At 67.6% G+C, this 22,529-nt stretch carries 16 protein-coding genes; 7 read left to right on the forward strand and 9 right to left on the reverse strand.

The annotated features are described in order from the left end of the window. The first annotated feature begins 28 nt into the window (after positions 1–28). The gene (locus tag OG474_RS13985; protein ID WP_405062696.1) at positions 29–400 is read left to right on the forward strand and encodes an FKBP-type peptidyl-prolyl cis-trans isomerase; all 372 of its coding nucleotides are present in this window, start codon (positions 29–31) and stop codon (positions 398–400) included. 107 nt (positions 401–507) lie between these two features. After that, positions 508–1,125: a hypothetical protein gene (locus OG474_RS13990; RefSeq protein ID WP_405062697.1), complete on the forward strand. Its 618-nt coding sequence runs from the start codon at positions 508–510 to the stop codon at positions 1,123–1,125. 1,096 nt (positions 1,126–2,221) lie between these two features. Here the strand turns inward: OG474_RS13990 and OG474_RS13995 are convergent. Genes OG474_RS13995 through OG474_RS14015 form a run of 5 tightly spaced genes read right to left on the reverse strand, consistent with a single transcriptional unit; the run spans position 2,222 to position 11,482 of the window. Beyond that, positions 2,222–7,234, reverse strand: a complete 5,013-nt coding sequence (locus OG474_RS13995) for an AAA domain-containing protein (RefSeq protein WP_405062698.1) — start codon at positions 7,232–7,234, stop codon at positions 2,222–2,224. Next, positions 7,231–8,388, reverse strand: coding sequence for a M48 family metalloprotease (locus OG474_RS14000; RefSeq protein ID WP_405062699.1), 1,158 nt, complete (start codon positions 8,386–8,388; stop codon positions 7,231–7,233). Before OG474_RS14000 ends, OG474_RS13995 begins: the two co-directional genes overlap by 4 nt. A gap of 40 nt (positions 8,389–8,428) precedes the next feature. Next, positions 8,429–9,358 (reverse strand): ABC transporter ATP-binding protein, encoded by a 930-nt coding sequence (locus tag OG474_RS14005; RefSeq protein WP_405062700.1) that lies wholly within the window; start codon positions 9,356–9,358, stop codon positions 8,429–8,431. A gap of 1 nt (position 9,359) precedes the next feature. Beyond that, a complete protein-coding gene (locus tag OG474_RS14010) occupies positions 9,360–10,400 on the reverse strand; it encodes a FecCD family ABC transporter permease (RefSeq protein ID WP_405062701.1) in 1,041 nt (346 codons plus the stop codon). Between the two features lie 14 nt (positions 10,401–10,414). Further along, complete coding sequence (locus tag OG474_RS14015; RefSeq protein WP_405062702.1) at positions 10,415–11,482, reverse strand: FecCD family ABC transporter permease; 1,068 nt, start codon at positions 11,480–11,482, stop codon at positions 10,415–10,417. 110 nt (positions 11,483–11,592) lie between these two features. Between OG474_RS14015 and OG474_RS14020 the strand changes: the two genes are divergently transcribed. Then, entirely contained in the window at positions 11,593–12,426 is an 834-nt protein-coding gene (locus OG474_RS14020) for a siderophore-interacting protein (protein WP_405062703.1), read from the forward strand. Positions 12,427–12,435: 9 nt separating this feature from the next. On the opposite strand, the gene OG474_RS14025 is transcribed toward OG474_RS14020, so the two are convergent. Continuing rightward, complete coding sequence (locus OG474_RS14025) at positions 12,436–13,971, reverse strand: AMP-binding protein (RefSeq protein WP_405062704.1); 1,536 nt, start codon at positions 13,969–13,971, stop codon at positions 12,436–12,438. Next, a complete protein-coding gene (locus tag OG474_RS14030; protein ID WP_405062705.1) occupies positions 13,968–14,825 on the reverse strand; it encodes an SDR family oxidoreductase in 858 nt (285 codons plus the stop codon). The genes OG474_RS14025 and OG474_RS14030 overlap by 4 nt, the downstream gene beginning before the upstream one ends. A gap of 144 nt (positions 14,826–14,969) precedes the next feature. On the opposite strand from OG474_RS14030, the gene OG474_RS14035 reads away from it, so the two are divergent. After that, on the forward strand, positions 14,970–16,124 hold the full coding sequence (locus OG474_RS14035; protein ID WP_405062706.1) for a PucR family transcriptional regulator: 1,155 nt from the start codon (positions 14,970–14,972) through the stop codon (positions 16,122–16,124). 77 nt (positions 16,125–16,201) lie between these two features. Here the strand turns inward: OG474_RS14035 and OG474_RS14040 are convergent, their stop codons facing one another. Further along, positions 16,202–17,410: an alginate lyase family protein gene (locus OG474_RS14040; protein ID WP_405062707.1), complete on the reverse strand. Its 1,209-nt coding sequence runs from the start codon at positions 17,408–17,410 to the stop codon at positions 16,202–16,204. Positions 17,411–17,590: 180 nt separating this feature from the next. Here OG474_RS14040 and OG474_RS14045 point away from each other — a divergent pair, with 180 nt between their 5' ends. Next, positions 17,591–18,709, forward strand: coding sequence for a glycoside hydrolase family 88 protein (locus tag OG474_RS14045; RefSeq protein WP_405062708.1), 1,119 nt, complete (start codon positions 17,591–17,593; stop codon positions 18,707–18,709). Positions 18,710–18,772: 63 nt separating this feature from the next. Here OG474_RS14045 and OG474_RS14050 read toward each other — a convergent pair whose 3' ends face one another. Beyond that, positions 18,773–19,360, reverse strand: coding sequence for a TetR/AcrR family transcriptional regulator (locus OG474_RS14050; RefSeq protein ID WP_405062709.1), 588 nt, complete (start codon positions 19,358–19,360; stop codon positions 18,773–18,775). Between the two features lie 92 nt (positions 19,361–19,452). Between OG474_RS14050 and OG474_RS14055 the strand changes: the two genes are divergently transcribed. Both OG474_RS14055 and OG474_RS14060 read left to right on the forward strand, forming a co-directional pair. After that, a complete protein-coding gene (locus OG474_RS14055) occupies positions 19,453–20,157 on the forward strand; it encodes an SDR family oxidoreductase (RefSeq protein WP_405062710.1) in 705 nt (234 codons plus the stop codon). Between the two features lie 292 nt (positions 20,158–20,449). Then, entirely contained in the window at positions 20,450–22,495 is a 2,046-nt protein-coding gene (locus OG474_RS14060; RefSeq protein WP_405062711.1) for a sialate O-acetylesterase, read from the forward strand. The last annotated feature ends 34 nt before the right edge of the window (positions 22,496–22,529 follow it).

The raw sequence follows: 22,529 nt of genomic DNA on the forward strand, positions 1-22,529 counted from the left end.
GCACCAGGGGTCTGGTTAGCCTGGAGTCATGACTGACAAGCCAGAGATCGACTTTCCCGACGGACCGCCGCCGGCGGATCTCGAGATCACCGACATCACCGTGGGCGACGGCGACGAGGCCGTAGCCGGCTCGCGGGTGAACGTGCACTACGTGGGCGTCGCGCACTCCACCGGCGAGGAGTTCGACGCGTCGTACAACCGCGGCGCCCCGCTGGGCTTCCAGCTCGGCATCGGCCAGGTGATCCAGGGCTGGGACACCGGCGTCCAGGGTATGAAGGTCGGCGGCCGCCGCAAGCTGGTCATCCCGCCGCACCTGGGCTACGGCGACCGCGGCGCCGGCAGCGCGATCAAGCCGGGCGAGACCCTGATCTTCGTCGTCGACCTGCTGAGCGTCGGCTGACCTAATCCCCCAGAGCCCCCGCGATCCGTCAGACTGACGAGATCGCGGGGGTTCTTCGCGTAGATGTACTCATCCGCCTCGCCCAGCGGTCAGTTTGACTGAGAGGCATGACGACGATGGTTGCCACCACCACGGCCCCGGCCACCCGCACCAACAAGGTCCGGTACGCCGCCCTGATCGCCAAGGTACTGCTCTTCGCCTTGTTGCTGACGGCTCTGATCTGGCCGGACCTGAGCGGCATCAAGGGGAAAGCGTCGACCGCGCGGCTCGTCGTCTATCCGATCGGCGCGATGGTGCTCCCACTGTGGTGGTGGGCCTACGGCCGGACCCGCAGCAAACTGCACCAGACCTTCCCCTGGACCGCCGACCTGCTGCTGACCCTGCCCTGGCTGATCGACCTGATCGGCAACCGCCTCAACCTGTTCGACACGGTCGCCTGGTGGGACGACGCCATGCACTTCCTGCTCTGGGGCTTCCTCACCGCCGGCGCCCTGCTGGCCTTCGCTCCTCGCAACCTCTCCCGCGCCGTCACCGCCTTCGTGGCGTTGGGCTTCGGCGCCACCGCAGCTGTTGTCTGGGAGCTCGGCGAGTACGTAGCCTTCGTCCGCAACTCCCCCGAACTCCAAACCGCCTACACCGACACCCTCGGCGACCTCGCCCTAGGAACCCTAGGCGCCCTCCTAGCCGGCCTCCTCCTCCACCAAACCACCCGCCGATCTCGCTAACCAGCTGCCCCTAACGTCCGAACGACCGGAGAGCGTGGTCTCCGGATCTTCGGACGTTAGAAGCCGCGCCGCCGTAACGTCCGAACGATCGGAGAGCGTGGTCTCCGGATCTTCGGACGTTAGCTAGAGGTGGAGGCTGGGGGAGGTTTGCGGATGATCGCTGCTGGTATTTGGCAGTAGACGTCCGTGGATCTGCCGGGGACGAGGTGATCCGTCGCGGTGGTTGATCGCTCGGTCTCGCCAGGAACCCCACCTTCCTGAAGGTGCTCGTCCCATCCGGACGCTCGGATTCGGCCGGCGAGGTAGGCGGTGGCTGGTCGCCGCTGCGGTCGGTTTTGCTGAAGCGGTGTGGCTGGGGTGGTCTGGGGCTGGGCGGGATGGTTCGGTCGGCGACCGAGGTTCCCCGTTGCCTGTGGCTGACGGGCTGTGGTTTCCGCCGACGATCAGGAGGCTTGCTACCTGACCCGTCGCGGTCAGTGGCCCCGGATGGTCGGGCAGGCGGCCGGGTTCTCGCGCCACCACTGGTGGCGCGAGACACCTTGTGACGGCTGGAGACCTGTTGCCATAGGTCTCCGGCCCCGGCTTCTTGTCTCCGGCCACCACTGGTGGCGCGGGCCAGCCGGGGAATCGCTCCTCGCGAATAGCGCCACTCGCGGCGAACCGGGTTCGTTGGTCGGTACTTTTTCTCAAATGGCGACCGGAACTTGCCGACTGCCGTCACCTCGCTCAGCTCAGCCATAGCCCGGAAGCTCAAGCGACCGGAACCGCGGTCACGACCGCACCGTCCCCCTCAGCCAGAGACCCGCTCAGCCAAGCGCTTCTCAGTCAATCGGCCGCAGGGGCGAGCAACCACCGCGTTCGGGCCCGGCCGGTTCGGATCGGTGAGGAGCATGACGCAACCCCGTGCGCCCCGGTACGACGTTGAGCACGGATCAGTCACCTGGCCGGGCCGAAAGTGGTTGATGGGTACTCAAAGCGAGCCGGCCGCGTGACTTTGAGCACCGCTCAACCATTCCAGCGGGTTGAACGTGACTGGTGGGTGCTCAAAGCGGCTGGCGCGGATGACCCTTGGGGACGAGGAGGTATCGGACTGGGGTTAGGGGTCGGTGGGGCGGTGGAGGGTGTCCAGGAGGTGGGTTAGGACTGTTTCGGGGGACTGGATCCAGTCGGTGGTCAGGACGTGGTGGACTCGCCAGCCGGTGGTTTTGAGGGCGGCTGGGTGGGTGGTCAGGCGTTCTAGGAGGCTGTCGGCGGAGACTCGCGCTGGGGTATCGACCAGGACTGCCATGCGGTAGCCGGTGTCGCCGGGGAGGCGTAGGGCTAGGTCGCAGCGGAAGACCGAGTTGCCGACGGTTGTCTCGACCTCGATGCCGTGGGACTCCAACGCCTGCTGGAGTTGCGTGACGACTGCGGCAGCATCGGGTTGGGCGGATGCAGCGAGCCGACGGCCGGGAGCGGCGAAGGTTGCGAGGGCTGCTTGGGTGGCGGGGGCGTCGCCTCGGGAGACGGCTCCGGCGTAGGTGAGGAAGCGGCGCAGGGTGTTGGCGCCGTCGTTGTAGGTGTTGGTGATCGCCTCGGGCTCGATGCTGCTGACGACGACCATGTGGTGGCGGGCGCGGCTGAAGATCACGTTCAGGCGCTTCTCGCCGCCCGAGGTGTTGATCGGGCCGAAGTTCATCAGCATCCGGCCGTCGGCGCCGGCTGCGTAGCAGACGCTCATCAGGATGATGTCGCGCTCGTCGCCCTGCACGTTCTCCAGGTTCTTCACGAACAGGCCGACGTCCTGCTCGCCGTGCATCCGCACCTGTTCGGCCTCGTACTGCGCGCCGAACGCCGGATCGCTGTCCGCCAACTCGTCCAGCGCACGCTCGATCTCGGTCTGCTGGGCTTCGGAGAACGCCACGATCCCGATGCTCTTCCCGGTCTGCCGAGCCAACAGCTCGCGCACCAGCTCCGCGATCCACCGTGCCTCGGCCGGGTTCGTCCGCCGTACATAGACTCCGTCGGCCAGCCGGACCGACGTGATGCTGCCGGTCAGCAGGCCGTCGCAGACCTCGGACACCATCGGCGTATCCGACCGCAGCAGCCAGGGCGGAGCGACATTGGCCGGCAACCGATCCGGGACCGTGGCCAACCGGCCCTGGTAGAACGCCGAGTTGCTGAACGAGATCAGGGCTTCCGACCGGCTGCGGTAGTGCCAGGTCAGCATGGTCGCGGCGAGCCGCAGCGCACTGATCGAGAGGAAGCTGTCCTCCGTCAGCGCCACTCCCACCTGCTCGGATGCGTCGTCCTCGAGATCGCCGTCGGCGCGCACCCGGAAGTACTGCGTCGGTGGCAGCTGCATCTGGTCACCGACCACGATCACCTGCGGCGCGCGATGCAGTGCCGGAATCGCTTCCTCCACTGGGATCTGGCTCGCCTCGTCGTACACGACGACGTCAAAGGCCGCGGTCAGCGGCAACGTGTCGGAAACCGACGACGGACTCATCAGCCACACCGGCCGGAGCGCGGACACCACCGCACCAGGAGCGCCGGACGCGAGGTCGCGGATCGATCGGTACCGCATCACCTTGCCGAACTCGTGTTCCACCTCGCGCCGCCCGGTGGCGAAGAGCTTCTTCCGGGCTCGATCCTCCGCCGACATCCCAGTCACACTCTGCTCGGAGTGCTGAACCTCAGCCAGGAACCGCCGCCGGACCCGCGCGACGATCACCTCCGCCTCGAGCTCGGTCAGCTCGTCGTAGACCACGCCGAGCTCGCCAACGATCGAATCGACCCGCGCCGACGGCAACCGGAGCGCCGCGACCGACCGAGCGCGCTCCCATTCCGCCGCACAGACGGCGTACTCAAGCTGATCGGGCGAGGCATCCAACCGCCGCACAGCGGTCTGCACCGTCGCCGAAACCGTCTGCAATTCACGCAGGGCCGGACCAACAGCCCGTACGACGGAGTCCGCAGCGACGAGCCGATCCAGCAGCTCGCGGAGCGCGTCGACGGTCAGCGACGCGACCTCCGCATCCAGCAACTCACGTGTCGGCCCCTCGGCCGCGTCGAGCGCGTCCGCAAGCAACCGCAACCGATCCGGTACGCCGTCGGCCAGCGCGAACCGCCAATCCGGCAACCGGGGATCGCTGCGCACCGCCGTCAGTCGCTCGACCAGCTCGCGCGGATCGCCAACTCCCCAATCAACCAGCTGCTGCTCAGCATGCGCTGCCACGGCTGCGGATGCCGTCTGAGCGGCCACTAGATTCGTCAGAGTCTCCACCACAGAAGGCCGAACCGTGCGCCCGGAGCTGTCGAACCGCCCGCGCACCAACCCTTGAACCCGCCGCCAATCCCCAGCCAGGAAGGAGAACAGCCCACCTTCCTTGCTCTGGGCAATGATCAACGCCGACTTCGCATCAGCCGGCGCCAACGGCTCACTCCACCCGGCAGCAGCCTGCCAAGCACTCCGCTCAGCCTTCTCCAGCTGCCCACGCTGCGCAGCGGCCGAAGCCAGCCGTGAAGCAGCATCCGATCGCGGATCCAGCGCCTGCGCCCGATCCCGGACCGCCAGCGGCACCAAGACACGCCCCAACGCAGCAAGCGCCTCCACCTGCCGGACAGTCGAAGAACCCTGGTGATCCGCCACGGCGAGGGCTTCAGCTACCCCTGTCCAGGCCGTGCGGACGCTTCGAGCCAAGACCGAAAGGTCGTCATCGGCCCAACGGTCGGCGGCCACGTAGGCCAGCGGGCTTCGGGCCAGCACGCCATCGGTCTGCGGGTCGGCGGCCGCCAACTCTGCAGCTACCGCGCGGACGGCCTCGCGAGCAGACCACCAGTCAGCAGCTCGAGGAATCAGCTCCGGGGCAGCCTCCCAGTGGTGGTCGCGCAGCTCGGCCAGCCGATCGACGACGTCTCGCAGGCGGGGTGAGCCCGCGGCCAGCAGGCCCTCGAAGTCACCGACCGCGACCAGTAACCGATCGACGCGGGCGACCAGCGCGGTCCGGCGCTCGGTCAGCTCGTCGAGGTTGTCGTCGGCAGCGAGCCAGGCTTCGTAGGTCTCGCGCAGCCCGTGCACGAACGTCTTCTTGTCGGCCTGCGAATCGTGGATCAGCGTGCAGAGCCCGTCGAGCCGGCGGCTCGCCAGCCGGGCGTGGACGACATCAAGGGCCGCGCGCTTCTGGCAGACGAACAGCACGCGCTGCCCGCGCGCGACGAAGTCCGCGATCATGTTGGTGATCGTCTGCGACTTCCCGGTCCCCGGCGGGCCCTGGATGACGAAGCTCTCGCCACGCTGTGCCCGCGCGATCGCGCCCACCTGCGAGCCATCCGCCGGCACGACGAGGTGGCGCTCGCCCACCGGCAACTCCGGCGGCACGCTGCTGATCGGTCGCGGCCGATCCGAGAACAACTGCTCGAACGAGGCAGCGCTCTCGCCGGTCGCGAGCAGCTCGTCGTAATCCCGGACCAGCCCCAGCGTCCGGTAGTTGAAGTTCGCCAGCGACACCGCACACAGGTCGACGTCCCACGAGTACGGCCCACCGGCCGTGTCGAGCGAATACGTATCGGTCTCGATCGCTCCCGGCCGCCGCGGCTCCGCGCCGAGCGCGACCCCCAGCGGCAGCACCTGCTGGGCGATCTGCGACCGGAAGATCTGCGTCCCGAGCGGCTGATAGTCCGACCGCCGATACGAATACGCATACTGCTTGCCCGTAAAGCCGACCGCCCCGCGCCGCCGACCCCGCTGGTAGCTGCGCAGCTTCACGATCGCTCGTTGCCGGACGAGGTCGATCCGCGGCTTCTCCTGCAGGTGCAACTGCAGCCCCGGCTCGGTCGCCTGAATCTCCTTCGCCAGCCGCTCGTGCAGCATCGCCAACGCGCCACGCTCGGACAGGTCGACCGTCTCCGGCAACGTGATCCCGTACAGCTGATGCAAGTGATGGCGCAGCGTCGGATTGACCTCCGCGATCGGATCAGTGACCCGGATCGTGTACGAGTCCCGCACCCCGCGCTTCTTCGCGAGCTCCACCTTCACCAGCACCAGTGGCGAGGCGAGCCGCGTCTCCGGATCGTTCTTGAGGTCGTGCCACCGCAGGAACGCGGGCACCAACCGCAACTGATCCTGCCCGTACTCCGTCCGGTCCCGCCGCGCTGTCGAGATCAGCTTGTCCAACGTGTTCGCGGCATACGGCGCCTCGTCGTACCGGATCCATTTGCCGAGTGCCTGCGTCTTGCCGAGGAGCTGGGTGGCCAGCTCGTCGCGCCAGGTGAACAGTTGCTCTGCACGGATCGTGCGGATGTCGAGCATCAGGGGAACCGAGACTTCGGTCAGGTTCAGCGTTTGGCCGGTCGGGCGGAAGTTGATCAACCGATTCCGCCGCGACAGGTCGAACAGCCGGTTCCGCAGTGCGCCGAGCACTGCTGCTCGACGGTCGGCCGCGTCGTGAGTGATCGCTGCGACGTCGAAGTCGAGCGGCTGGTCGCGATAGTTCTCCAGCTGGTCGATCAGCGAGTGCAGATCCTGGGCACGCCGACGCCTATCCGGCTCGGCCATCTGCGCGGCGATCGAGACGATCACCGGATGCAGTCGCGGCGCCAGCCGATAAAGGTTGCCCCTGGCATCTATCAGCTCCGCGACATCCTCGGACCGGGACAGGTCCAACCCGCTCCCCAGCGCGAACAGCAACTGACCGAGGCTGTACACATCGGTGAGCGGATCGTGGTGTCCGACCACGTGCTCCCAGCTCTGCCACCCCGGCACATGCATCGGCCCCGTGATCGCCTCAGGAACCGGCTCGGCGACGGAAGTCGTCGTTCGACCGCCATCCGAACCAAGATCCAGCTGCTCGCTCCGGTGGGCAACGACCTCAACAGCCTCCGCACGCGGCCCCTGCCGAGCATCGAGCTCCGCCACCGCAAGCGTCGGCCGGCTCGCATCCTCCGGCCGGAACCCGAGCTGATGCTGGTCGTCGACGGTCAGCCGGTCAAGCCCACGCAGCGGCGCCACCAAACCACGCTCATGCACCTCGGCCGTCGCCCGGAACAGCGGCAGCACCGCGGCCAGCAGCGCGTCACTCCCCAGCCCCTCCTGGCCCACGGCCAGCACGACCAGCTCTTCGGCGCTCACTCGTTCACCGCCTCGACAAGCCGCGCGCGTTCCTTGTCACTCCACCCGAGCTCGCTGTCCGCAACCTCGACATACCCACCGAGTCCCGTACGCCGGGCAATCCGGAGCGCGGCGACAAGCCCGTCATCCCCCGTATCAGGGTCGACCGTGGCGAGATCCAGCAGCAGGTAGGCCAGATAGCGCCTGGTGGAGTCGGCCAGCGGCCGGGGCCGAGGCAGCGGCGCACCGTCAACCGGCCGCACCGCCAACGGCTCATCGAACCGGACCGCCGCTCCAGGCACTCCCAACGGCGCCGACGGATCCGCGAACCCAGCCGCCGCGACAGCGACGGCCTCTGTCACCAACCCCTCGGACCCAGCGATCAACGCCGCGAAGTCGCGACTGACCTCGCGTAGCAGCTCGGCATCGAGCAGGTCAGGCGCATCCACATCGAGCGGTCCGGTGATCAGCGACTCCACGTTCTCCCCGGCGAGCCAGCCCTTCAACGCCCAGGCCCGCATCACGGCCTCGGGATGCGAAGTCCCCCGGCTCCCCGAACTCAGGTCGACCGTCTCCGCTTGTCGCAGGTACGCCGCGGGATCCGCCGAACTCAGCCCGGTCTCCAGCTTGAGCAACGCGCGAATCGTCGTACCAAGATCCCCAGCGGCCGTCAGCGCACCACGGTCGGCGAACAGCTCGGTGGCCAGTGACCAGCGCCGATGGGTCTCCAAGTACTGCGCCGGTGTCCGCGCGTCACCCGCCGCGGCATCAAGCAATCGATCGACCGCGAGATAGGCACCACCCTCGCTCTGCCACAGCAACCGATGAGCAAGCTCGTGCCCGATGACGGCCGTCAGCTCGTCCTCGTCCAGCCGATCGAGCAATGCGCCTTGGAACAGCACCACCGCCCGGCCGGCCTGATGCAGGTACGACGCATTCGGCTCACCGTTGACCTGGTAGTACTCGATGTCGGGGTCCATCTCGAGCGCCTCGGCCGCCCGCCGGCCGGCCCGGTGCACGACCGGATGGGCGTCAGCGCCCAGAAGATAAGCGTTCCGCCGCAGCGCATCGTCGAGATCGCCGCCGGGCTCACCTCGCAAAGCAGCCCAAGCAGCCTCGTCCTGACGGCGGACAACCGTCAGCACGGCTCGGTGATAACCCAGGACGGACAACATGGCGGCAACCCTAGTTGGGGCCGCCGACAAAACCGATCCGTCAGCTGTCGGTAGGCCTGCAGACGCCGTTCGCCGCCGCGGAAGCAGCCAGTGCCGCGGCAGCCGGGTTGGCCGCGGGCAGATCCGCCGGATGGTCGGTGCTGCGGTCGGTGCGGGTGGTGTGACGGCCGATCGGCACGACCATCGGCGTACCGGCGACCGGGTCCGGAATGATCTTCACGTGCAGGCCGAACACGTCGTGCACGACCGCCTCGGTGATCACGTCATCCGGGTTGCCCTTGGCAACGATCGCGCCGTTCTTCATCGCGATCAGGTGATCGCCGAACCGGCAGGCCTGGTTCAGGTCGTGCAGCACCAGGACGATCGTGCGGGCGTCGCGCTTGTTGAGGTCGACGAGCAGGTCGAGGACCTCGAACTGGTGGGTCAGGTCGAGGAACGTGGTGGGCTCGTCCAGGAGCAGGATGTCGGTCTCCTGCGCGAGCGCCATCGCGATCCAGACCCGCTGGCGCTGACCGCCGGAGAGCTCGTCGATCGGCCGGTCGGCGATCTCCAGCACATCCGTCGAGGTCATCGCGCTCGCGACCGCCTCGTCGTCGGTCTTGGTCCACTGCCGGATCCAGCGCGTCCGCGGGTAGCGGCCACGGCCGACCAGGTCGGCGACCGTGATGCCTTCCGGCGCGGTCGGCGACTGTGGCAGCAGGCCGAGCTTGGTGGCCACCTCGCGGGTCGGGATCGACTGGATGCTCTTGCCGTCCAGTAGCACCGTGCCCTTGGAGGGCTTGAGCAGCCGGGCGAGCGTCTTCAGCAGCGTGGACTTGCCGCAGGCGTTGGCGCCGACGATGACGGTGATCTTGCCGGTGGGGATCTCGACCGACAGGTCGTCGATGATCTGCCGCTGGTCGTAGCCGACCGCCAGGCCCTCGGCCGCCAGGCTGTGCCTCATCGTGTCTCCGGCCACACTGTTCTCCATCTCAGCCACCACTTCCCACCCGGTTCGTCCGAGCCAGCAGGTACATCAGGTACGGCGCTCCGACGACTCCGGTCACGACGCCGACGGGCAGTTGCGTCTCACCGAACGCGTGCTGCGCGATCAGGTCGGACAGAGCCACCACCAGCGCACCGATCAGCGCGGAGGTGATCATCGCCGGTCCCGGCGAGCGGGTGAGCCGGCGCGCGATCGGCGGACCCACGAACGCGACGAACCCGATCGGCCCGGCCGCGGCGGTCGCGACGGCGGCCAGGAAGACGCCGACCACGATCAGTCCGAGCCGCGAGCTCTCCACCCGCAACCCCAGCCCGTACGCCGTCTCGTCGCCGAGCTGCAGGATGCGCAGCCGGTGCACGAGCCAGACCGACAGCGGCACGGTGATCACCAGCGTGATCGTCATCGCCTGCACGTTCGACCAGTCGCGCCCGTTCAGCGAGCCGGTGAGCCAGATCAGGGCCTGCTGCGCGATCTCGACCCGCGCCTTGGTCAGCAGGTACGACGTGACGCTGGTGGCGATCGCGCCGATCCCGATCCCGATCAGGATCAACCGGTAGCTCGACACCCCGTGCCGCCAGGCCAGCACGTACATGATGAACGCGGTCAGGATCGCGCCGACGATGGCGAACCCGGACACCGCCAGCCCGGTCATCCCGAGCGTGACGATCGCGAACACGGCGAACGCGCTCGCGCCGTACGTGACACCGATGATGTCGGGGCTGGCCAGCGGGTTGCGGGCGATGCTCTGGAAGATCGCCCCGGACATGCCGAGCGCGGCGCCGACCATCAGGCCGGTGAGCGCCCGCGGCAGGCGGAGCCGGTTCACGATGAACTCGGTGGCCTTGTCGCCGCCGCCGAACAGGGTCTTCACCACGTCGATGACCGGGATCTTGAAGTCACCCAGCGACAGCGAGACGCAGAACGTGATGAAGACGAGGACCGCGAGTACGGCGATCACCGCGACCGTGCGGGCCTGCCGGACCGCCCGGGCCCGGCTGATGACGTGGACTCCTTCTACGGTGGGCACAGGTTCGGCTGTGGTCACAGGTCTGCCAGCTTCCGCCGGCGAACCAGCATGATGAAGAACGGTGCGCCGATGACCGCGGTCACGATGCCGACCTGCAGCTCACCGGGCAGGGCGACGACCCGGCCGATCACGTCGGAACCGAGCAGCAGGATCGGGGACAGCACTGCCGAGTACGGCAGGATCCACCGGTAGTCGGGGCCGGTGATCAGCCGCGCGACGTGCGGGATGGTCAGACCGACGAACCCGATCGGTCCGGCCGCGGCGGTTGCGGCTCCGCAGAGCAGCACGACGACGACCGCGACGAACAACCGGGCCAGGCCGACTCGTTGACCGAGCGACTTCGCCACCTCGTCGCCGAGGGACATCGCGTTCAGGATGCGGCCGCAGAACATCGACAGCACGATCCCGATCAGGATGAACGGCGCCACCTGGCCGGCGATGTCCGAACCACGGCCGGACAGCGACCCGACCGACCAGAACCGGAACTGGTCGAAGGTGTCGACGTCGCTGATCAGCAAGGCTGTTGTCAGCGACCCGAGCATCGCGGTCAGCGCCGCACCGGCGAGCGCGAGCTTGACCGGCGTCGCGCCCTCGCGGCCGAGCGATCCGAGGAAGTAGACCGCCACCGAGGCCGCGGCCGCACCGGCGAAGGCCAGCCAGACGTAGGCCGTCAGGCTGGCGAGCCCGAACCAGTAGATGCCGCCGACAACAAAGAGTGCGGCGCCGCCGTTGACGCCGAGAATTCCGGGGTCGGCCAGCGGGTTCCGGGTGACGCCCTGCATCAACGCACCGGACAGCCCGAGCGCGGCGCCGACCAAAAGACCGATGATCGTTCTCGGCACACGCAGTGAGTGAATGATTACGTGATCGGTATTCGACTCGTCGTAATGGCGTAATGCGTCGATCACCGTGGACAACGGAATCTGCTTCGAGCCGACGGCGATGCTGAGCAGAACCACCAACGCGAGCAGGGCGATCGCGCCAACCAGCCCTAGCACCAAGGTGGCGCGCCGGGTCCGGCGCGGGCGTGTCGAAACGGCAGCGGTCGCGCTCGTGTCGACTGCGGTACTAGGCGGTGGCATCAGGCTTTTGGTTTCCTCTTAGGTAAGGCTAACCTCTAGGTGCCTCAGAATAACCTGGCCGTCCTCGAATGCGCATCCGAGTCTCCCCGCGCCGGTTTGGAGAAACCCGAATGACCACAGTCGCCGCCCAGCCGATCGTCTTCGATTCGTTGTTCGTCACCGTCCAGGCGATCGAAGATCTGAGCCCGCACCTGCGCCGCGTGACCTTCGTCGCACCGCGGCTCGCCGAGGCCGTCGTCGCCGGTCCCGACCAGCGGATCAAGATCCTGCTGCCGCCGCCGAACGGGACCGATCTGATGCTGCTGTCCGGTGCGGAGTGGTACGCCGACTGGTGCGCCCAGCCCGAGGACGAGCGCTGCATCATGCGGACGTACACGATTCGCGAACTGCGCGCCGAGCAGTCCGAGCTGGACATCGAGTTCGTCCTGCACGGTGTCAACGGACCTGCCTCAGCCTGGGCGACCGACGTCGTACCGGGTGCCGAGATCGCGCTGTTCATCCCGTTCGCGGTCGACACGACCAGCACCAAGGGCATGCTGAACTCGGGCGTCGACTACGTCCCGCCGAGCACCAGCAAGCACCGCGTATTGATTGCCGACGAGACCGCGCTCCCCGCGCTGACCGGCATCCTCGAGCAGCTTGAGCCCGGCGTACACGCGACCGTTTTCGCCCAGGTCCCGGACGACCGTGACGTCCGCCCGCTGCCCACTCCCGGCACCGCGGACGTCACCTGGATCACCGCGGCCCCCGAGTCGGACGCCGACCTTCCGTTGCTCGAGGCCCTCAAGGCCGCCGAGCTGCCGGAGTCGGTGGACTTCGCCTGGGTGGCCGGCGAGTCCTCGATGATCAAGGCGGTACGACGCCACCTGGTCAACGTGATTGGCCTCCCGAAACCGTCGATCTCCTTCCAGGGCTACTGGAAACGCGGCGAAGCGATCGGCTAGAGCAGGCGGCTAGTTCAATTGGTTGCGTAGGGCAAATTTCTGGATCTTGCCCGAGGCGGTGGTCGGGAACTCCTCGACCACCCGCCATACCTTCGGGACCTTGTGCCGCGCCAGTCGCCCGTGCAGGAACTCCTCCAGCTCGGCCGGCGAAGGCGTCGTACCGGCGGCCGGTCTGACGAAGGCGGCGACCTGTTCGCCCCAGTGGTCATCCGGTACGCCGACCACCGCGACGTCCGCGATCGACGGGTGCGTGGCGATCAGCTGCTCGATCTCGCGCGGGTAGATGTTCTCGCCGCCGCGGATGATCACTTCCTTCAGCCGCCCCTCGATCCGGCAGTAGCCGCGCGCATCCATACTCGCCAGGTCGCCGGTCCGCAGCCAGCCGTCCGCATCGAGGGCCGCGGCCGTCTGGACGGGATCCTCGAAGTACCCGGCCATCACGTGGTAGCCGCGGGTCCACAGCTCGCCGACCTCGTCCGCCGCCGCCGGCTCACCATCGAGCCGGACGATCTTCACCTCGGCCCCCGGCAGCGGCCGGCCGATCGTCGCGGCCCGGTCCTCGGGCGCGTCGTCCAGGCTGGTCATGCTGATCACCGGCGACGCTTCCGTCTGCGCATAGATGATCGCCAGCGGTACGTCGAGCGCCGCCTCAACTCGCCGTACCAGCTCAGGCGCGACTGTGGCACCACCTGACACCGCATAGCGCACCGACGAGAGGTCAGTGGTTTCGAAGGCCGGATGGCCGAGGATCGCGAGCAGCATCGTCGGTACGGCGCAGAACTGCGCACCGCGCTCGGACTCGACCAGCTGCAGGTAGAGCCCAGGATCGAACCCTGGCAGCAGAACCTGGGTCCCCAGACTGACCAGCGGTGCGAGTGTTCCCTGCACACAGCCTGCGGTGTGGAACAGCGGCATCGTGTTGACGAACGCCTCCCCCGGCTGCATGTCGAAGGCCCGCACATAGGACAGCCGGGCGTTGTTGGTGATCGACCGATGCCGCAGTACGGCGCCCTTCGGGGCCCCTGTCGTACCGGAGGTGTACTGGATCTGCGCCGGGTCGTCGGGATGGACGGTCGGCAGCTCTTGGGTCGGAGAGGCGGATTCACGGAAGCTCTTCCAGTCCTCGAAAAGCAGGACCTCACGCAGGTCGGGGAGCTCCGCCCGGACCGCGAGCAGTGTGTCCAGCATCGGGTTGCCGCGGTACTCGCGGATCAGGAAGATCCCAGCCGCACGGGACTGCCGCAGTACATGCACGACCTCGCGCTCGCGCAGCGCCGGGTTGACTGTGACGAGGGTGAGGCCGGCCAGCCCGGCCGCCAGCTCGAGCAGGACCCACTCGGGCAGGTTGTTCGCCCAGACCGCGATCCGCTCACCAGGTGCGAACCGGCCGAGCAGGGCCTGGGCTACCTGCTCGGACTCAGCCAGAAGCTCGGAATACCGCCAGCGCCGCCGGTCAGTGGGCACGCCTTCCACCAGTGCGACCGTGGACGGCGCCTGCTCGGCCGCCTGCCGCAGCAAGGACCCGACCGTGTCCTCGGTGATCATGTGCTTCTCCCGTCGATCCAGAACGGTTCCGCCGGCGCCTCGCCGGTCAGCCAGTAGGAGTCGAGCTCCTCGGCCGTCCAGCCGCGCTCGGTGAGGATCTCCTCGTCGGTGAGCATCCTCCCGGTACACGTCCGCGGTTCACTGGTCAGGATCTCCATGGCGGCGTCCACATAGATGTCGACCCGACGCCACTGTGCCGGATCACCCATCCGGTCGCTACCCCAGTTGCGCGTCGCCGCGGTGTCCACTGGCGCAGCCGGCCACAGTGCATTGGCAGCGACGTTGTCGGCCAGGTGCTCGGCCGCAATCCCGAGCTGCAGCCGGCTCATGCCCATCTTGGTCGTCATGTACGCCGCCTTGCCCGGTGTGGCTGTGGTCGTCACCTCCGGGCTGTTGGTGAGCAGATGCCCCCAGCCCTGCTCGACCATGTGCGGGAGCGCATAGTACGCGGCCAGGTAGGCGGCCCGCACGTTCACTTGCCACATGAGGTCGTAGCGCTTCGGTGGGGTATCGATGACGCGCTCCCACCACAGTGCGCCTGCGTTGCTCACCACAATGTCCACCCGGCCGAACTCTTCGACGGTGCGCTGGATCAGCCGCTCCACCTCGACCTCGTCCCGGACATCGGTCCGTACGGCGAGCGCGCGGCCGCCGAGTGCTTTGACCTCCTCCGCCACCGAGTGGATCGTGCCGACCAGCCGCGGGTCCTCGGTCTCACTCTTTCCACTCACCACGACGTCCGCACCGGCCCGGGAGAGCGCCAGCACCAGCGCACGGCCGATCCCCCGGCTGCTTCCGGTCACCACTGCGACCCGTCCGGTCAGCTCACCCTTGTGGTCCCTCCCTGGGCTCAACGCTTCCTCCAGCCATTCCGATGGTGTTCGCAGCCTCGATCCGCGCGCCGGCCCGGGCAATGTCACCGGTGAGCGAGATCAGCCCGGACGGATTGTTCGCCATACCAACTCCTGTGGGTTGACCTGCGGAGTTACGCTGCTGCGATGAGTGAGCTGCCGGCCCTCAGCTATCTGGTGCTCGAGCGGCTCGACGCTGTGGTCGAGTCGATGTCGCGTCGCGTCTACTCCGAGCTGCCCTTCTACTCCGAGGGCGATGTGTCGGCCGTCGACCTGCGCCGCTCGATCTACGGCAACCTGGTACCGGTGTTGCGCAGCCTGAGCGCGGCCGAGCCACTGGACCTCACCCCGGCCCGCGCCACTGGGCGTGAGCGCGCCGAGCAGAACGCACCGCTGCCGGAGGTGCTCCGTGCGTTCCGGATCGGCTTCGAGGAGCTCTGGCACGACCTGGTGACGACCGCCCGGACCACTGGGATCGCCAGCGACACCAGTCTGGTCGACGCGGCGACCACGGTCTGGCGGCTGGCAGGTGAGTGCACCGACGCACTCGCCATCGCCTACCGCGCGTCCTCGACGGAGCTCGCCGTACAGCAGGAGCATCGGCGACTCGCACTGCTCGATGCGCTCTTCAGCGGCGCCACCTCCGACACCACGACCCTGTGGGAGATCGCTGAAGCACTCGGTACGCCGCTCAGTGGACAGTTCCTGGTGGCGATCACCACAGCCGGAGACGGTCCAGAGCTGACTGCCCGGTTGCGGCGGCACGGTGTCCACTCGACGTGGCGCTGGCAACCGGACGCACTGACCGGCCTGCTGTCGATCGGCCGCAGTACGGCGGAGTCCGGCGTACTGGCTGATCTGGAGAGCTGTGCGAGTGGCGACATGGGAGTGAGCCCGGTCTTCGAGCATCTGCGGGACACTCCGCGGGCACTGCACGATGCGCGGATCGCTCTGACCACGTTGTCGCATCGGGGCGGCAAGGTCGTGCAGTACGACCCCAGTCCGCTGGCCATGCTGGTCAGTGCGGCTCCGGTCGAGGCCGAGCGGATCAGCGCCGCCGTACTGGGAGAGCTGTTGGCGCTCGGTGTGCATGAGCGGTCCGTACTGATCCAGACGCTGCGGACCTGGTGTGCCAACGAGGGGTCGCCGAGCCGGACCGCCGAGCAGTTGCACTGTCACGCCAACACCGTTCGCTACCGGTTACGGCGGATCGAGACGCTCACCGGTCGGTCACTGCGTGATCCACAGCAGCTGGCCGAGCTGGTCACCGCACTGAGCGCGCTGCGGGTCACTGCGCACTGACATAGCGATCCGGAAGAGCTGCGGGGGCAGAATCCCCAGCTCTCCCGGATCACCTTCGTAAGCCTGAGTCTGCTACCTCAGGCGGGGTTCTCCGCGTGGGTCAAGGTCTCCCACGCCACGAACAAGGCGTTCGTACCGGACGGCCGATTGGCCTCCGTGAGCGCCTGCGTGTTCGCCATCGCGATGCCCAGCCGGGTGTGCAGGGCGTTGTAGCCGACCTCGGTGATCGGACCGAGGCCACGGTTCACCGAACCGCCACACAACCAGGACGGGACCGCTTCGGCCTGACGCTCGTACTTGGCCTGGAAGCCGAGTGCCTGGCGCAGGCGCTCGCCGTACGTCGGGTAGAGGTCGATGCCCTGGATCCGCGAGGTCTCCAGCACGTGTGAGATCGAGGAGATGCCGTAGCCGGTGTGGACGAAGTCGCGACAGGTCTCCTGAGTCAGACCGGTGACGAACGTACCCTGGCCCTGCCAGTAGCTGACGATCTTGTCGCGGGTGTTGAGGTTCTGGCTCGGCACCGTCTTCGGCAGCGCACCATCCGACGCCAGGTACACGTACGCCGGTGCGCGGTTGGCGAACAGCGAGAGCGCCTTGTCGTAGATCGTCCGGTCCTCGAGGAAGACGCCGATGCCCTGGAGGGCCTCGATGATCGTCAGCTCCCAGTTGCCGTTGGAGTTCGAGCCGTTGATGATCTCCGGCACGTAGACGTTGCGCAGCATGGTGCCGAAACGCGCCGAGTTCGGCCAGTTTCCGTAGGCGTGCTTGATGATCTCGGCCGCCTTCGGCCACGACGACGCGGCCCAGCCGGTCTGCAGCGGCGCGTTGCTGTTGGTGTGGTCGCGGATCGTCGCCGACCACGCGTCCATCAGCGCGATCGACTTCTGCGCGTACCGGACGTCACCGCTGATGTACCAGACCAATGCGTCCGTGTACGCCGCGATCGCGTCCTGCCGCTCGTCGGTGCAACCGAGGTTCGGGTTGGAGTACGGACCGCACTCAACGACCGCCCGCGGTGCCGGCGTCCGCGACAACGAGCCGTACGCGCTGTTCTTGGCCTGGTTGTAGGCGTTGGTCCACGGCTGCGCACCGGCCAGCACCTTCGCCTTCACGAAGTCCAGCTGGGCCCGGCTGACGCCGACCCCGGGATGCGCGAAGACGGCCGGCGCCAGTGCCGGTGCGATCTCCGCGGGCTTGGCAGGCTTGGCGGCGACCGCTGGGCTGCTCAGGGCGCCGGCCACCAGACCGGCGCTCACCACAGCCATCAGTAGAGGTTTGATTCTCATGGGCGGAGTCCTTGCTTGAGGGGGCGGTAGGACTCTGCGACTCCCCCCAGAATCCGCAGAGTCTTTTCGGAAGTTTGACGACGGACAGTAAGGGCGTCAATATCTCAGGAGCATTAACTTCACGCTGGAACAATTCATCCTGTTTTCCCAGTTCAGTGGAACAAAGTGAGGACTTGTCCCATGAAAAGACGCCAGTTCCTGACCGTCGGAACCGCAGTCATGGCCGCCCCGGCACTACCCTCCGTAATTGCTACCGCCAGCGCGGCGCCACCGCCGGGCAGCCTGCCGCGACGGGCCGACATCGTCGCCGTGGTGCGCCGCGTCGCCGACCAGTGGATCGCCACGCACAGTGATTCCGGCGACAACGGCTGGGCCCGCGCCACCTTCTTCAGCGGCCTGATGGCCGCGCACAAGCTGACCGGCGAGGTGCGCTACCTGAATTACGCGCGCGCCTGGGCCGAACGGCACAACTACGGCATCCCCGGCGGCGTCAGCACCCGGCACGCCGACAACCACAACTGCATTCAGACCTACCTCGACCTCTACGAGCTCGAGCCGTCCGCGAACAAGCTCACCGCGGCGACCGACACCCTGAGCCGGATGGTGAACAGCACCAAGATCGACGACTGGTGGTGGTGCGACGCGCTGCACATGGCGATGCCGGCGTTCGCCCGGATCGGCAAGCTGCGCGCGGATCCGGCGTACTGGACGAAGGTCTACCAGCTCTACAACCACACCAAGCGGACGCGGAAGCTGTGGATCACGTCGAACGGGCTGTGGTACCGCGACGACCGCTTCCTGCCGACGGGAATCCTTTCTCCCAACGGGAAACCGGTCGTCTGGTCGCGCGGCGACGGCTGGGTCGCGGCGGCCCACGTCAAGACCCTGAAGGCGCTACCGGCCGACCAGGCGAATGTCGCGGAGTACAAGACCGGCCTGACGCAGCTGGTGGGTTCGTTGCGGTCGATCCAGCGCTCCGACGGCTTCTGGAACGTGAACCTGGCCGACGCACAGCACCTGCCCGGCCCGGAGACCAGCGGTACGGCGTTCTTCGCGTACTCGACGGCCTACGCGGTCCGCGCCGGATTGTTGCCTTCGGTCACCTATCTGCCGATGGCGGCCAAGGCCTGGAACGGAATGGTCGCCACCGCCGTCCACCCGGACGGCTTCCTCGGCTACGTCCAGAAGGTCGGCGACCGGCCGGAGTCGAGCCAGCCGGTGAACTACCAGTCGACCGCCGACTTCGGCGTCGGCGCCTTCCTGCTGGCCGGCGCTGAGCTCGCCCAGCTGACCAACTGATCGTCGCGACCCGGGTGGGCGATCGGCCCGCCCGGGCGCATCAACGTCAGCGTCAGCTCAGCCTCAGCTCAGGTGACCTGCGAGCTCGGGAGCGCGGATGCCGGCCGCGTCCAGGAGGGCGCCGGCAGTCAGTACGCCGATGCCGCCCAGCGACTGGGCGCGGATGACCGAGCGCACGCTCGCGCCGTCGAAGGCGATCGTCAGCTGGATGGCCACCGTGCCCGGGTCCTCGGCGCCGGCCTTGACCAGCTCGCGGTGGAAGAAATCGGTCAGCTGCTGCTTGAAGTGCCGCGCGACCACCGACCCCGGGTGCTCCGGATTCTTCAGCTCGACCGAGGTCCCGACGTACGGGCAGCCCAAGAAGTTGCCGTGAGCAACCACATCGTCCTGGCGCTCGAAGACGTCCAGGATCCGCTCCCGCGGCGTCCGGTCGTCCGGCCCCGGCGTCAGCATCGCCTGGTACGCCGGGCCGCGGTTCGCGAGGCTCTCCGCGATCAGCTCGTCCTTGGAGCGGAACAGCTGGTACATCGACTTCTTCGACACTCCCGCCGCCTTGCACAGCGCATCCACGCCGATGTTCACGCCGTCACGGTAGAAGAGGTCGCCCGCTGCCTCGAGGAGGCGTTCGCGGGGTGTCGCCGAGCTGCTCATACGACGAGGGTACCGGCTGGATTTGGGAATAGAAACTGATCGGTTTACGCTAGTGGAAACAGATCGGTTTCCAATCTCCCCAGGAGCACCTCATGACCGCATTACAAGGCGCTGTCGTTCTCGTCACCGGTGGCCAGCGCGGCATCGGCAAGGCCATCGTCGACGACCTGCTCACCCGCGGAGTGGCCAAGGTCTACGCCACCGCCCGGACACCGAAGCCGAGCAGCGACCCGCGCGTCGTACCGCTGCCGCTGGAGGTCACTGACCAGGCATCCATCGAGGCGCTGGCTGCGGCCGCACCTGATGTCACGGTGCTCATCAACAACGCCGGAGCGGGTGCTCCTGACAGCTATCTGGACGCACCGACCGACGACCTGCGCGCAGTCTTCGAGGCGAACTTCTTCGGCCCGCTCGAGGTCACCAAGGCCTTCGTCCCGATCATCGAGCGGAACGGCGGCGGTCACATCCTGAACGCGCACTCGGCCCTGTCCTGGGTTGCCCGGCACGGCGCCTACTCCGCCACCAAGGCGGCGCTGTGGCACCAGTCGAACTCCCTGCGCGTCGAGCTGGTGAACCGTGGCATCGGTGTCACCGGACTGCACATGGGGTACGTCGACACCGACATGACGTCCTGGCTGGACGGACCGAAGACCCGGCCGGAGGACGTGGCCAAGCAGGCGCTCGACGGGATCGAATCCGGCGCGTACGAGGTGCTCGCCGACGACACCGCACGGTGGGCCAAGCAGTCCGTGGCCGGAGACCTCGCGGCGGCCTATCCCGAGCTGCAGAAGAGCTGACAACGCGGTGTCCTGAGTCAGAAGGTCGGCGAGTGCTGGAGGGGTCCAGGTGCGTGCATCGCAAGGCGGCGGAGCGTCCTCGATGCGGGGTTCATCGTGGGCGTTTCGCCAACGCCGCGAGGTGCGTGCCTGGGCGTCTCCAGTGCCGTCGAAATTCTGACTCAGGACACCCGGTCCGTTGGGCGCAGGGTTCGGACCGCTGACCGCACGACTCCGGTCCGGCCCAAGCCCTGGGGGCATCGGGTCGCTTACGAAGTACCCAGACAACCGCCCCGCCCCCGGAGGTCCGCCTATGCCTCGACGTCTTCTTGCTGTGTCTGTTGTAGCCACCCTGCTGGCTTCGACTGTCACTGCGCAGGCCCATGCCATTCTTCCCGCGCTCCGAGATCCCGGCGTCGGCTGCGCGGCCGCAGCAGTCGGCTTCACGCCGGTGCTGCAACTGACGCTGCCAGAGCGCGCCGGCTGGCTCGACAAGGAGCTGCCGTACACCCTTGATCGCCGTACCGAGGTGGGGTCGAACTTCGACCGCGTCGGGTACTGCCTCGAGCTGAACGGACCCGACGGACCGCAGCGCGTGTGGACCGCGATGGAACCGTTCTCTGCGGACGCCCGCAACATCGGACTGCCCACCAATGCCGGACAGATAACCCGGCAGCGCGTTGACGACCTAGAGGTCGCGTCCAACGTGCCGAACGTGACCACTGGCCTCGGACAGACCGGCTACCTGGAGATGTGGCCGAACACCTACGCCGAACAGACCAGCACCCAGGTCGCGAACACCTCCCCGATCACGTTCGACGCGGATGACAGCCCGACCATCGGTGCGTACGGGTCGTTCCAGGTCTCACAGGTTGGTGCGACCCGGCCATCGAGTGCAGCCGCGAAGACGGTGCTCGCGATCAACTCGTTCACCCAGCCGGCCGACGTACCGCTGTCGATCGGTATCGGGACCAGCCCGTCCGGTCAGCCGGACTGGACGTTCGCCGGTAACGCGCCGCGGTACACGCAGCGGAAGCTGACTGCCTACGTCCGGACGTCGCTGGTGACGCTGTCCGAAGCACCGCAGGATCGGCAGCTGGTTCCCCGTGACGCAGCGAACGGCGCCAACGTGCCGGTGGCCGGGCGGATGACCGATCCGAATGTCACCGAGGTGCAGTTGCGAGTGATCAGCAACGGGCACACGGATACGTACCGCTCGCGGTCCCGCGACTTCCGGTTCACTCCGCGGATCAACGCGGCGCTGCAGGACCACACCTTCGAACTGCGTGCGCTCGGAAGCGGATTCGACCGAGTCGTGGCCCGGCGTACCGGTGTGGTCTCTGGTGACGTGTTTGTCATCCAGGGACAGTCGAACGCAGAGGCGGCCAAGTACAGCGGCGCTGCGAACGTGGAGGAGTCGCCATGGCTGCGCAGCTACGGCACTCCGGCCTCGGATGGTCAGGTCTCCAGCGCAGACCGGGTGTGGCACTACGCGACTGGTGACGTGACAGTGCAGTCCGGTTCGGTCGGCCAGTGGGCGATCCGGATGGGTCGCCGGCTCGTGGACACCTACAAGGTGCCGGTGGCGATCATCCAGGGCGCACACGGCGGTCAGCCGATCAGCTTCTTCCAGCGGAACGACGCCAATCCTGATGACCTCACCACCAACTACGGCCGACTGCGCACGCGGCTCAAGGCTGCCGGTGTGATCAGTCAGGTCCGCGGAGTGCTCTGGTACCAGGGCGAGAGCGACAACGACAACGCAGCCGTGCATGTGGCTGGGTTCCGCGCTTTGCTGGCGGACTGGCGTGCTGACTTCGGTACGACGACCCGCTACTACGTGAATCAAGTCCGTACGTCGCCCTGCGGCAACACCACCAGCATCAACCTGCGGGAGGCGCAGCGCGCACTCGGTGACACGGATGGCGTCGTACTGCTCTCTACCAACGGACTGTCCGGTCACGACGGCTGCCACTACGCGTACCTCGGCGGCTACCGCGACCTGGGTGACCACAACTTCGCAGTGATCGCTCGCGACCTGTACGGCGGCCCGTCGGCCGGCGTCTCGGCGCCGAACCCGGCCAGTGTCACCGCAAGCGGCTCAAAGCTCGTAGTGAAGCTCCGGACTGGTGATCCGCTGACTGTGGCCGCCGGTGCGGCTGCGGACTTCCGGATCGAGGGCTCCGCAGTGACTGTGTCGTCTGTCGCCTACCAGGCCGGTGGGAGTCTGGCGCTCACACTGTCCGGTCCGGCAACCGGAGTGACCGCTCTGATCTACCAGAGCCACATCGGCTCCGGACCGTGGATCACGAACGCGACCGGCACCGGACTGCTCTCGTTCCGACTGCGAGTCAGCTGACGCCGACCGACGCCGACCGACGTACTGGGCGAAG

Source organism: Kribbella sp. NBC_01505 (genome assembly GCF_045040285.1).
GTDB lineage: Bacteria > Actinomycetota > Actinomycetes > Propionibacteriales > Kribbellaceae > Kribbella.

Coding starts and splice junctions, on each gene's coding strand:
- OG474_RS14050 (WP_405062709.1), bottom strand. CDS start 19,360: ATGAGCAGCTCGGCGACACCCCGCGAACGCCTCCTCGAGGCAGCGGGC.
- OG474_RS14040 (WP_405062707.1), bottom strand. CDS start 17,410: ATGAGAATCAAACCTCTACTGATGGCTGTGGTGAGCGCCGGTCTGGTG.
- OG474_RS14000 (WP_405062699.1), bottom strand. CDS start 8,388: ATGTTGTCCGTCCTGGGTTATCACCGAGCCGTGCTGACGGTTGTCCGC.
- OG474_RS14055 (WP_405062710.1), top strand. CDS start 19,453: ATGACCGCATTACAAGGCGCTGTCGTTCTCGTCACCGGTGGCCAGCGC.
- OG474_RS14045 (WP_405062708.1), top strand. CDS start 17,591: ATGAAAAGACGCCAGTTCCTGACCGTCGGAACCGCAGTCATGGCCGCC.
- OG474_RS14025 (WP_405062704.1), bottom strand. CDS start 13,971: ATGATCACCGAGGACACGGTCGGGTCCTTGCTGCGGCAGGCGGCCGAG.
- OG474_RS14005 (WP_405062700.1), bottom strand. CDS start 9,358: ATGGAGAACAGTGTGGCCGGAGACACGATGAGGCACAGCCTGGCGGCC.
- OG474_RS14015 (WP_405062702.1), bottom strand. CDS start 11,482: ATGCCACCGCCTAGTACCGCAGTCGACACGAGCGCGACCGCTGCCGTT.
- OG474_RS14035 (WP_405062706.1), top strand. CDS start 14,970: ATGAGTGAGCTGCCGGCCCTCAGCTATCTGGTGCTCGAGCGGCTCGAC.
- OG474_RS14020 (WP_405062703.1), top strand. CDS start 11,593: ATGACCACAGTCGCCGCCCAGCCGATCGTCTTCGATTCGTTGTTCGTC.
- OG474_RS14060 (WP_405062711.1), top strand. CDS start 20,450: ATGCCTCGACGTCTTCTTGCTGTGTCTGTTGTAGCCACCCTGCTGGCT.
- OG474_RS13985 (WP_405062696.1), top strand. CDS start 29: ATGACTGACAAGCCAGAGATCGACTTTCCCGACGGACCGCCGCCGGCG.
- OG474_RS13990 (WP_405062697.1), top strand. CDS start 508: ATGACGACGATGGTTGCCACCACCACGGCCCCGGCCACCCGCACCAAC.